A 12,522-nucleotide genomic window follows, 5' to 3' on the forward strand; every position below is an offset into this window, starting at 1 on the left:
AGAGTGAGATGGTTATGCCAAACAATCTATTTTTTAACGCCCACCATTCACCGGTTGGTGCGTTTGCGAGCTTTACATTAGGGTTTCCGGGAAAAAGCGGGGGGCTTGATCTTGAGCTGGCCCGTCCTCCACGGCAAAACGTGTTTATTGGAGTAGAATCGTTAGACCAGTCCGGGACGTATCACATTTTGCCGTTTGTAGAATCCGGAGAAGATGAAAGCAAGAGATATGATATTGAAAATCCGGATCCAAACCCACAAAAGCCGAACATCTTGATTCCATTTGCGAAAAGTGCGATTGAGCGTGAATTCCGAGTGGCAACCGATACATGGAAAGCCAGGGACTTAACGTTTACCATTTATTCTCCGATAAAGGCGGTGCCTGATCCGGAAACGGCAACGGATGAAGAGCTAAAGCTGGCGGTAGTTCCTGCGGTTATTGTCGAGATGACAATAGACAATACAAACGGAACGAAAGCAAGACGGGCGTTTTTCGGATTCGAAGGAACCGATCCATACACGTCGATGAGACGAATCGATGATACGTGCCCGCAGCTGCGCGGAGTCGGCCAAGGCCGGATTGTTGGAATTATGTCGAGAGATGAAGGCGTCCGCTCAGCCTTGCATTTTAGTATGGAAGATATTTTGACAACGCCGCTCGAAGAAAACTGGACGTTCGGACTCGGAAAAGTCGGCGCGTTAATTGCTGATGTGCCGGCAGGTGAAAAGAAAACGTATCAGTTTGCTGTTTGTTTTTACCGAGGCGGTTATGTGACGGCGGGAATGGATACTTCTTATTTCTATACTCGTTTCTTTCATAATATTGAGGAAGTCGGCCTTTATGCGCTAGAGAAGGCCGAAGTGCTGGAGGAACAATCATTTCGTTCGAATGAACTCATTGAAAAAGAATGGCTCTCCGATGATCAAAAGTTTATGATGGCGCATGCCATTCGCAGTTATTACGGGAATACACAGCTGCTTGAGCGTGAAGGAAATCCGGTTTGGGTTGTCAACGAAGGCGAGTACCGGATGATGAATACGTTTGATTTGACCGTTGATCAACTCTTTTTTGAGCTGAAACTGAATCCATGGACGGTCAAAAATGTTCTCGACTTATACGTCGAGCGTTATAGCTATGAGGATCGCGTTCGTTTTCCGGGGGAAGAGACAGAGTATCCGGGAGGCATCAGTTTTACTCATGACATGGGAGTAGCCAATACGTTCTCGCGCCCGCACTACTCGTCATACGAGCTGTATGGCATTAGCGGCTGCTTTTCGCATATGACGCACGAACAACTTGTCAACTGGGTGCTTTGCGCGGCAGTGTACATCGAACAAACGAAAGACTGGGCATGGCGCGACGAGCGGCTTTCCATCTTAGAACAGTGTCTAGAAAGTATGGTTCATCGCGATCATCCCGATCCGGAAAAACGGAATGGTGTAATGGGACTCGATAGCACCCGCACGATGGGCGGGGCGGAAATTACGACGTATGACAGTTTGGACGTTTCCCTCGGCCAAGCCCGCAACAATTTATATTTAGCAGGTAAATGTTGGGCAGCCTATGTAGCGCTTGAGAAATTGTTCCGCGATGTCGGCAAGGAAGAACTAGCCGCGCTGGCAGGAGAGCAGGCAGAAAAATGCGCTGCGACGATTGTCAGCTATGTGACCGATGATGGGTATATTCCGGCGGTCATGGGAGAAGGAAATGACTCAAAAATCATTCCCGCTATTGAGGGACTTGTGTTCCCTTATTTCACCAATTGCCGTGAGGCGTTGGACGAAAACGGACGCTTTGGAGCATATATTCAAGCGTTGCATAGCCATTTGCAATACGTGTTACGGGAAGGAATTTGCCTGTTCCCCGACGGAGGATGGAAAATTTCCTCAACGAGCAACAACTCTTGGTTAAGCAAAATTTACCTATGTCAGTTCATTGCCCGCCGTATTTTAGGCTGGGAATGGGATGAACAAGGCAAACGGGCCGATGCCGCCCATGTTGCATGGCTCACCCATCCGACATTATCCATTTGGAGCTGGAGTGATCAAATCATCGCTGGTGAAATTAGCGGCAGCAAATATTACCCGCGCGGCGTGACAAGTATTTTATGGCTTGAGGAGGGGGAATAACGATGTGTTCATCCATCCCGTCCCTTCGTGAAGTGTTTGCCAATGATTTTCGCATCGGGGCAGCAGTCAATCCAGTGACCTTAGAAGCCCAACAATCGCTGTTGATCCACCATGTAAACAGCCTTACCGCCGAAAACCATATGAAGTTTGAACATCTTCAGCCAGAGGAGGGGCGGTTTACATTCAACATCGCCGATCAAATCTTTGACTTCGCCCGTTCTCATCACATGGCCGTTCGCGGACATACGCTCGTATGGCATAACCAAACCCCGAGTTGGGTGTTTCAAGACAGCCAAGGGCATTTCGTCGACAGAGATGTGTTGCTGGAACGGATGAAATCTCATATCTCCACGGTTGTACAGCGATACAAAGGGAAAGTCTATTGTTGGGACGTCGTCAACGAAGCGGTCGCCAATGAGGGGAGCGAATGGCTGCGCTCCTCAACGTGGCGACAAATCATCGGCGATGATTTTATTCAGCAGGCGTTTCTTTATGCCCATGAAGCAGACCCAGAGGCGTTGCTGTTTTACAACGACTATAATGAATGTTTTCCGGAAAAACGCGAGAAAATTTATACACTAGTAAAATCTTTGCGTGACAGAGGAATTCCCATTCACGGCATCGGCATGCAGGCGCACTGGAGCCTGACCCGCCCGTCGCTTGATGAAATTCATGCGGCGATTGAACGGTATGCGTCTCTGGGAGTCATTCTCCATATTACGGAACTTGATATATCGATGTTTGAATTTGACGACCATCGCAAGGACTTGATTGCTCCTACAAACGAAATGGTCGAACGGCAGGCAGAGCGGTACGAGCAAATTTTCTCTCTATTTAAGGAATATCGGGATATCATTCAAAGTGTCACGTTTTGGGGAATTGCCGACGACCACACGTGGCTTGATCACTTCCCTGTGCAAGGAAGAAAAAATTGGCCGTTTTTGTTCGATGAACAACACAAACCCAAACCGGCTTTTTGGCGGGTGGTAAGTGTCTAACTTTTAGTTGTTTTGAAATCATCACGTGTAGCAAAGAGAGGGAGGAAAATCGTGTTCGGCCTCCCTCTCTTCAACGATAATATAAAAAATTCAGAAAAATGTTGAACAAGGATTGGTTTTTTGTTATAATCGAAAACAGAACTAATATACTAGTATTACTAGTAATCAAATCTTTTGTGAAATTGTATATTTATCCTTTGATTATTTTTATTGAGGAGACATGAAATAGTATTTTTAAACTAGTATACTAGAATGTTAATTAGTGATTGATAATCGAACTGACATAGCCAAGCCGAGAAAGTGGATTGTCTAGCTAAATTTACTAATACCTCGTTTGAAACCGCTTACCAAAAAGGCTTGAAAGGGGGGATTTATTTAAGAGGATCAATCGCGTTTTTCTTTACAGTGGTTGCGAGTAAGGGGGAATTAGAAAACGGGATTGGAGGGAGAATGGTGTTAAAAAAGGTTTTTGCCACTTTAACAGCAACCGTGCTGACAGCTGGAATGCTTGCAGGATGTACAGACAACGAATCCGCTTCATCAGGCGGCTCTAGCGAGTCGAAAGATGGAAAAGTGACTATTACCACCGTGCGTACGCTAAAAGATGATACAAAATTTCGAGACGGGGAAGACCTTAATAACAACCCGATTACACGGTGGTCGGAAAAAGAGTTAGGCATCAAATGGGAAACGCTTTGGACTGTTCCAAATGATGAACAATACAACAACAAAATTCGTTTGGCTTTATCATCAGGGCAAAAGCTGCCTGACGTATTTAAAGTGTCGGATGGGCAATTAATCAACGATTTAATCCGTTCTGGAAAAGTCATGCCAGTTGATGAAGCCATTGAGAAATATGCATCACCCAGATTAAAAGAGATTTACGAGCAATTTCCGGAAGCGTTTTATCCTGCTACGGTCGATGGGAAACGTTACGGGATTCCACGGTTCTCTGGAGGAAATGGCTCTGACTCCTTGCTTTGGATTCGAAAAGACTGGCTCGACAAGTTAGGACTCCAGCCGCCAAAAACCATTGAAGATCTTGAAAAAATTATGGATGCGTTTGTGAACAAAGACCCGGATGGAAACGGAAAAAAGGATACGATCGGCTTAACGTTGGCCAGCAAAAATGGTTTGGCGACATGGCTTGCTGATGGCAGCTTTATTTTCGGTGCTTACGGCAATTATGTGCCTGGTTCATGGTCAAAAGGGGAAAATGGTTCTTTGGTCTATGGTTCTGTTCAACCGTCTATGAAAAAGGCTCTGGAAAAATTGAACGAATGGTATAAAAAGGGGTACTTGGATAAAGAAGTAGGTATTTTAGATGAACAAACTGCAATTGAAAGCTTTGTTGCTGGGAAGTCCGGGATTATTTCTGCTCCGCCTTGGGCAGCTGGCTGGCCGATCACGGATGCACTGAAAAATAATCCAGGAGCTGTAGTTGAGCCGTATCCGCTACCGAGCGGTCCGGACGGAAAAATTGGTCGGCGCGGTGAAGGTCTTATTACAGGTATGTTCTTGTTCAGTAAAGATTTTAAACATATGGATAAGTTTTTTGAATACTTAGATGCTATTTATGGCTACATTTACAATGATTCGACATATTTCGAGTATGGATTAGCTGAAGGTTATGATTATGTCATGAAAGATGGGAAGCCTGTTTATGATGCCGATCAGATTCCTGGAGGAAAAATTGATCCAGGAAAGTATTTTATCACAGAAGATATCCCGACTGTTCCGTATATGCTTTATGAATTAGCAGAAGAATTGTATACAACAAAACGTGATGCTAAGAATGCGTATGAATATACAAAAATCGTTTCTCAAGGAGAGCCTTACATGAAAGCGGCAACGATTGTTAATCAGCAAAACCAATACCGCATCGAAAATGAATTTACTGGACCGCCAACAAAAACGATGCAAAAACGTTCTGAATTCTTGACGAAAATGGAGCGGGAGACGTTTGCTAATATTATTTATGGTCGGGCGCCGTTCAGTGCATTTGATGACTTTGTGAAAAAATGGGAAGAATCTGGCGGTAAAGAGATTACAAAAGAAGTAAATGAATGGTATCAAGCGGTGAAAGGAGAAAAATAAAGGAGCATGATATGACGGTGCGGACATGGTTGGCATAATCCATTATGGCAATCGATGTCTGCACCTATCTTTCTTAACTTGCTTTGGAAGAGCGCGTTGGGACGAGGAGAAAGGGGGAGGAAATCATGCAGCCGACAGTCGATCTAAAACGGCAAACAACGGCGGTTGGAACGAGGAAACAGTGGAAGGTGAGAGGAACATGGCAACTGCATACGATGTTGCTTCCAGCCCTTGTTATTGTATTCATTTTTCAGTATATTCCGATGTTCGGATTAGTGATGGCATTTCAAGATTATGAGCCGTGGCTTGGTTTTTTGCATTCACCTTGGGTCGGTCTTGAACATTTTAAAACGATGTTTGAATATGAAGATGCTCGCCAAGTCATATGGAATACCCTTGTTATTTCCACTTTGAAAATTATTTTTAATCTCGCTGTACCGCTTGCGTTCGCTTTATTACTCAATGAAATATATGTAATGAAGTTTAAGCGGACTGTCCAGACGATCGTTTATTTGCCTCATTTTTTGTCTTGGGTCATCTTAGGTGGTATTTTGATTGATATGCTTTCCCCTGAAGGAGGCATAGTAAATCGCATACTGACAGCTGTATTTGGCATTGAGCCGATTTTCTTTCTTGGAGATAATGAGTGGTTTCGCACAGTTGTTGTCGTGACCGATGTTTGGAAAGAATGTGGGTTTAATACGATTGTGTTTTTAGCTGCTCTGACTTCCATCAATCCATCGTTGTATGAAGCCGCAATTGTTGATGGTGCAAATCGCTGGCAGCAAACCATTTACATTACATTGCCTTCCATGTTGCCGATTGTTATCGTTGTTGGGACATTATCGTTGGGAAATATTTTAAATGCTGGATTTGACCAAATTTTAAACTTGTATAACCCACTCGTTTACAAAACGGGTGATATTATCGACACATACGTTTACCGGGTCGGTCTTCTAAACGGGGATTTTAGCTATGCGACAGCGGTTGGATTATTTAAATCGATCATCAGCTTTATTTTAGTAGTGACGGGATATCGTCTTGCTTATAAGTATGCCAACTATAAAATCTTTTAAGGGAGGGGAGGCATATGTATCATCATTATCAAAAAAGCTTGTCCTACAAAATATTTACTATGTTTAACTATACCTTTTTAACGGTTGCTGCTTTGCTTTGTATTTTGCCACTGATTCATATTTTAGCTGTTTCTTTTAGCGGCAGTGCGGCAGCAACGGCCAACCTTGTCGGGCTTTGGCCAATCGATTTTACGCTTGATGCGTATGAAAAAACGATTGGAAACGAAAACTTTTTGCGCTCTCTTTGGAATTCGTTTTTACGTGTCGTATTAGGGACGGTCATTTCTATGGCAGTTATGTTGTGTGCCGCCTATCCGTTATCCAAAAGTGACAAGGCATTTCGCGGACGAAAAATGTATATGTGGTTTTTCGTTTTTACGATGCTGTTCCATGGTGGACTTGTTCCGACCTATATGGTTGTGACAAAGCTTGGGTTGACTGATACGATTTGGGCGCTCATTTTGCCGTCCGCGGTCAGTTCGTTCAACTTAATCTTGCTTGTGAACTTTTTCCGTACTTCAGTGCCTAAATCGCTTGAGGAAGCTGCTTTGATGGACGGAGCAAATCACTTCACGATTTTTTGGAAAATTTATTTGCCGATTTCTGTTCCAGCGATTGCGACGATTTCGCTTTTTACGATGGTATTCCATTGGAATTCATGGTTTGACGGGATGATTTATATGTCCGATGTTAAGCATTATCCGTTGTCGACTTTCTTGCAAACGATTATTGTCCAACAAGACTTTACCAAAATGAGTGTTGACGCAGAAACGTTGCAAAATTTGTCTGAACGGACGGTAAAAGCGGCGCAAATTTTTATTGCTGCGTTGCCGATGCTGATCGTTTATCCGTTTGTGCAAAAGTTTTTCGTCAAAGGGATTGTCTTAGGGGCAGAAAAGGAATAAGAGGGGGAGTGAACATGGTAACGGAATACGAACCTTGCTGGCTAAGATATGTGAAAAATGATAAGTATGAAGATAATCAATCGTTGTTTACAACGATCGTAGCAAAAGGAGAGTCTCCGATCTTCGGTGCTGCAGTCGAAGAGTTACGAACTGGCATCACATCGATGTTTGGTTGTGAGCCGCAAGTGGTGCGGGAGGCGAAACAAACAAGCTTCATTTGGCTTGGGACATTTGACGATGAGGAGTTGAAACATCAATCGTGCGACAGTGAAAGGGCAACGATTATTCATCCAGAAGGATATGTCATCCGATCCGACGTCCGTGATGAGCAATCACCTATCTACATCGTTGGGCGGACAGACAAAGGTGTCTTGTATGCGGTGTTTCATTTCCTCCGTCTATTGCAAATGAAAGAGAATGTGGACGATTTATCGATCGTCGAGCAGCCAGGCAATAAATTGCGCATGATCAATCATTGGGACAACATGGACGGCAGCATTGAACGCGGATATGCAGGACGGTCCATTTTCTTTACCGATGGTCAGTTTGTGAAACAAAAACAGAGGATCAAAGATTACGCGCGATTGCTTGCTTCTGTAGGTGTTAACGCCATTTCGATCAATAATGTGAACGTTCACCAGCTAGAGACAAAATTAATTACGGAAGAGTGGCTGCCAGAAGTGGCGCAAGTGGCCGATATTTTTCGGATGTATGGCATCAAATTGTTTTTGAGCATTAACTATGCCAGCCCTATAGAAATTGGAGGGCTTTCGACCGCGGATCCGCTTGATCGGGATGTACAGCGGTGGTGGAAGGAGACGGCGGCGCGGATTTACCGTTACATCCCTGATTTTGGCGGCTTCGTAGTTAAGGCCGATTCCGAGTTTCGACCCGGCCCCTTCACCTATGGACGCAATCATGCGGAAGGGGCCAATATGTTGGCAGAGGCGTTGGCGCCGTTTGGCGGCCTCGTTGTTTGGAGATGTTTTGTTTATAACTGTCAGCAAGATTGGCGTGACCGGACAACGGACCGGGCGAAAGCGGCATATGATCATTTTCAGCCGTTGGATGGGCAGTTTCATGAGAATGTCATCTTGCAAATTAAAAACGGTCCAATGGATTTTCAAGTAAGGGAGCCGGTTTCTCCGTTATTCGGAGCCATGCCGAAAACGAATCAAATTCTCGAAGTGCAAATCACTCAAGAATATACTGGTCAACAAAAGCATTTATGCTATCTCGTTCCACAATGGAAAGAGGTGCTGGAATTTGATACGTATGCGAAAGGAAAAGGCTCAGAAGTGAAGAAGGTGATTGACGGCTCCCTATTTGCGTATCGATATAGCGGGATGGTCGGGGTGTCAAATGTTGGTGATGATCCGAACTGGACCGGGCATACATTGGCGCAAGCCAACTTATACGGGTTTGGGCGACTTGCTTGGAATCCGGATTTGTCGACCGAAGAGATTACGAATGAATGGATTGTGCAAACGTTTGGGGATGATCCGCAAGTGGTCGGACAGATCAGCCAAATGTTGTTGCACTCGTGGCGAATTTACGAAAGTTATACCGCTCCGCTCGGTGTTGGCTGGATGGTGAATCCGGGGCACCATTATGGACCGAATGTGGACGGATATGAATACTCACACTGGGGAACGTACCACTATGCTGACCGTGATGGAATCGGAGTAGACCGGACGGTTGCCACGGGTACAGGGTATACGGCGCAATACTTTCCAGAAAATGCGGCGATGTATGAGTCACTCGACACTTGTCCGGATGAGCTGCTTTTGTTTTTCCATCACGTTCCGTACACGCATCGGCTGCACTCTGGAGAAACAGTCATTCAACATATTTACAATACACATTTTGAAGGAGTTGAGCAGGCGGAACAGTTAAAGAAATGTTGGGAACAGCTCGAGGGGAAAATGGATGCAAAACGGTATCATGATGTGTTGGAACGGTTGACGATGCAAGTGGAACATGCCAAGGAGTGGCGCGATGTCATTAATACGTATTTTTATCGAAAGTCAGGGATCGATGATCAATATGGCCGGAAAATTTATCGATAAATGGGGGAGAGAATCATGAAAGTGATCTACGTGCCAGCCAACGGGAAAGAGCAGTTTAAAAAGAACTGGAAATTTTGCATTGGCACTGGCCGGCTTGGCCTTGCTTTGCAAAAAGAGTATCTCGATCATTTAAAGCTCGTGCAAGAGAAGATCGGATTTCAATACATCCGTGGTCACGGTTTGCTTTCTGATGATGTCGGAATTTACCGGGAAGTCGAAATCGACGGGGAAATGAGGCCGTTTTATAACTTTACGTATATCGATCGAATTCTCGATTCGTATTTAGCTTTGAACATTCGTCCATTTGTTGAGCTCGGATTTATGCCCTATGCGCTTGCGTCAGGAGACCAAACCGTTTTTTATTGGAAAGGCAATGTTACCCCGCCAAAAGATTATGACAAATGGCAAGATCTCATTGTAGCAGTCGTTTCCCATTTTATAGAGCGGTATGGGATTGAGGAAGTACGGACATGGCCGTTTGAAGTATGGAACGAGCCTAATTTGGTAAACTTTTGGAAGGATGCGGATAAGGAAGAGTATTTCAAGCTTTATGAAATAACAGCGAGAGCGGTAAAAAGCGTCGATCCACATCTGCAAGTAGGAGGACCGGCCATTTGTGGAGGAAGCGATGAATGGATTACCGACTTTCTTTGCTTCTGCGCTGAACGGAAAGTGCCAGTGGATTTTGTCAGCCGACATGCCTATACGTCGAAAGCCCCGCATAAGAAAACGTTTGAGTATTACTATCAAGAGCTAGAGCCGCCTGAAGATATGCTAGAGCAATTCAAAGCGGTGCGCGAGCTGATTCGCCAGTCTCCTTTTCCGCATTTGCCGTTGCATATTACGGAATATAATACGTCATACAGTCCGATCAACCCGATTCATGACACCGCGCTCAATGCTGCATACATCGCTCGCATTTTGAGCGAAGGGGGAGATTACGTTGACTCGTTTTCGTATTGGACGTTTAGCGATGTGTTTGAGGAGATGGATGTGCCGAAAGCATTATTTCACGGCGGATTCGGTTTAGTGGCGCTTCATTCGATTCCAAAACCAACCTTTCATGCATTCACGTTCTTTCAAGCTCTCGGTGAAGAGTTGCTTTATCGCGATTCGAAGATGATCGTGACAAAGCGAAAAGACGGGTCGATCGCTGCTGTGCTATGGAACTTGGTAATGGAGAAAGGGGAGGAATGGATCGAAGAGACGCAGCTAGTCATTCCCGTTCCATTTTCCGTAGCGTTTGTCAAACAACAAACGGTGAATGAACAGTACGGAAACCCTTGGAGGGTCTGGAAGCAGATGGGGCGGCCTCGCTTTCCAAACCGACAAGCAGTGAAAACGTTGCGACAAGTCGCGCGTCCTCATGTCTCGACAGAGCAAAAAAAGGCAAAGGGTGGCATGATTCACTTATCTATCGCCCTATCCAAAAATGAAGTGACGTTAATCGAGATTGAACAGGTTCGCGATGAAACAAGCACCTATGTCGGTTTAGATGATAGTGAAATGACAGCGTACTCTTCCGAATAATATACAAATCGTTGCAATGGAGGGATCAGATGGACGTCGTCACGATGGGGGAATCGATGGCCGTATTTACACCGGCAAGCGTTGGATTCATGAGGCAGGAGGTCACTTTTACAAGACGAATCGGAGGTGCGGAATCGAATGTGGCTGTCGGTCTTGCTCGCTTAGGTCATCGCGTCGGTTGGATCAGCAAAGTGGGGGACGATGAGTTCGGGAAAGCGATTTTGGCTTTCTTGCAAGGTGAAGGGGTGGATGTCAGCCGGGTGAAAACGGATCCGAAAGCCCCGACGGGTATTTACTTTAAGGAAAAAAGGCGTCCGGGCGATACGAGGGTGTATTACTATCGCCAAGGATCGGCGGCAAGCCGGTTAACCCCTAATGATTTGGATGAGGAATATATCGCTAAGGCGAAGTATTTGCATATTACCGGAATTACTCCGGCGCTTAGCAGGGATTGTTATGAAACGATTGTTGCGGCCATGGCTCGCCGCCACGGAGTGAACATTGTCTTTGACCCGAATGTACGGTTGAAACTGTGGCCTAAAGTGGAGAAAGCGCGAGAAGTGCTTCTTCAGCTCGCCGCCCGAGCGGATATCATTCTCCCTGGAGCTGCCGAAGCTGCGTTTTTGCTTGGCGACCAATCGGTGGAAGAGTGGGGAAAACAGCTGTTGACTGCGGGTGCATCTCTTGTGGTCATCAAGTTAGGGGCCAGTGGGGCGCATTATTTTACGAACACCTACCATGAATATGTGCCAGGGTTCCCTGTGGGACAGATGGTGGATCCTGTTGGCGCGGGGGATGGATTTGCGGCTGGTTTGTTATCAGGATTGCTTGATGGTCTTCACTTGACCGAAGCGGTTCAACGGGCGAATGCCGTTGGAGCACTTGCAACGATGGTTGAAGGAGATGCGGAGGGCATGCCTGAACGGGATGAGGTAGAACGATTAATGGGACAACAAGGGGAAGATGTGACTCGGTAGGAGTGAAGGAGGAGCAAATCTCGATGAATGCATTGGCAATGATCAAAGACATCGGCATCGTTCCTGTGGTTCGCGGCGCGACACCAGATCGGATTCTTCGGATCGCTTCTGCGCTGCAACGAGGAGGGATTCCGATTCTGGAAATTACGATGGAAACCGATCGAGCGCTCGAGGCTCTAGAAAGAGCGGTGTACAAATGCAAGGATATGGTCATCGGTGCAGGAACGGTGCTGGACGCCGAAACAGCTTGGCGGGCCATTGCTGCTGGGGCGCAATTTATCGTCTCCCCCTCTCTCACGATTGACGTTATAGAGGTTGCAAAGCAACACCACCTTGCCATGATTGCTGGCGGATTAACCCCAACTGAAATCGTCACGGCCTTTCAACATGGTGCTGATATGGTAAAAGTGTTCCCTGCCCATGTGTTTGGACCGAGTTATATTCGCAGCTTGAAAGAGCCGCTTTCCCATATTCCCTTGATAGCCACAGGGGGAATCCAGTTCAAAACGGTTGTAGAGTATATCAAAGCGGGAGTGGATGCTGTGGGGGTCGGAAATGCGTTGGTCACCCCTAGGGACGGCGTAAGCGAAGGGCAATGGGAAGAAATGGCCGTCCGCGCTGCCCAGTGGGTTTCGGTGGTGCAGACAGAAAGAAGAAAGAACGCCAAAGGAGGAAGCAGCGGGAAATTTGGCAGGTAATTATTTTTTTACTAAAATAGACGAAAAATACAATCACAAATTT

The 12,522-nt window shown here is 45.8% G+C and carries 9 protein-coding genes; all 9 read left to right on the plus strand.

Annotation, left to right across the window (positions count from 1 at the left end; genetic code table 11):
• Positions 1 to 14 precede the first annotated feature (14 nt).
• On the plus strand, positions 15 to 2,129 hold the full coding sequence (locus IC803_RS07480; RefSeq protein WP_081208913.1) for a glycoside hydrolase family 52 protein: 2,115 nt from the start codon (positions 15 to 17) through the stop codon (positions 2,127 to 2,129).
• 2 nt (positions 2,130 to 2,131) lie between these two features.
• Positions 2,132 to 3,127 (plus strand): endo-1,4-beta-xylanase, encoded by a 996-nt coding sequence (locus IC803_RS07485; protein ID WP_081208742.1) that lies wholly within the window; start codon positions 2,132 to 2,134, stop codon positions 3,125 to 3,127.
• Positions 3,128 to 3,580: 453 nt separating this feature from the next.
• Entirely contained in the window at positions 3,581 to 5,224 is a 1,644-nt protein-coding gene (locus tag IC803_RS07490; protein WP_081208911.1) for an extracellular solute-binding protein, read from the plus strand.
• A 125-nt stretch (positions 5,225 to 5,349) separates the two neighbouring features.
• Positions 5,350 to 6,300, plus strand: a complete 951-nt coding sequence (locus IC803_RS07495; protein ID WP_081208740.1) for an ABC transporter permease — start codon at positions 5,350 to 5,352, stop codon at positions 6,298 to 6,300.
• 14 nt (positions 6,301 to 6,314) lie between these two features.
• On the plus strand, positions 6,315 to 7,205 hold the full coding sequence (locus IC803_RS07500) for a carbohydrate ABC transporter permease (RefSeq protein ID WP_081208738.1): 891 nt from the start codon (positions 6,315 to 6,317) through the stop codon (positions 7,203 to 7,205).
• Between the two features lie 14 nt (positions 7,206 to 7,219).
• The gene (locus IC803_RS07505; RefSeq protein ID WP_081208736.1) at positions 7,220 to 9,274 is read left to right on the plus strand and encodes an alpha-glucuronidase family glycosyl hydrolase; all 2,055 of its coding nucleotides are present in this window, start codon (positions 7,220 to 7,222) and stop codon (positions 9,272 to 9,274) included.
• A gap of 15 nt (positions 9,275 to 9,289) precedes the next feature.
• Positions 9,290 to 10,804, plus strand: a complete 1,515-nt coding sequence (locus IC803_RS07510) for a GH39 family glycosyl hydrolase (protein WP_081208734.1) — start codon at positions 9,290 to 9,292, stop codon at positions 10,802 to 10,804.
• Between the two features lie 29 nt (positions 10,805 to 10,833).
• Positions 10,834 to 11,781 carry a sugar kinase gene (locus tag IC803_RS07515; RefSeq protein WP_081208732.1) on the plus strand — a complete coding sequence of 316 codons (948 nt, stop codon included), beginning with the start codon at positions 10,834 to 10,836 and terminating at the stop codon, positions 11,779 to 11,781.
• Positions 11,782 to 11,804: 23 nt separating this feature from the next.
• The gene (locus IC803_RS07520; RefSeq protein ID WP_081208909.1) at positions 11,805 to 12,479 is read left to right on the plus strand and encodes a bifunctional 4-hydroxy-2-oxoglutarate aldolase/2-dehydro-3-deoxy-phosphogluconate aldolase; all 675 of its coding nucleotides are present in this window, start codon (positions 11,805 to 11,807) and stop codon (positions 12,477 to 12,479) included.
• Positions 12,480 to 12,522 lie beyond the last annotated feature (43 nt).

Source organism: Geobacillus sp. 46C-IIa (assembly GCF_014679505.1).
GTDB lineage: Bacteria > Bacillota > Bacilli > Bacillales > Anoxybacillaceae > Geobacillus.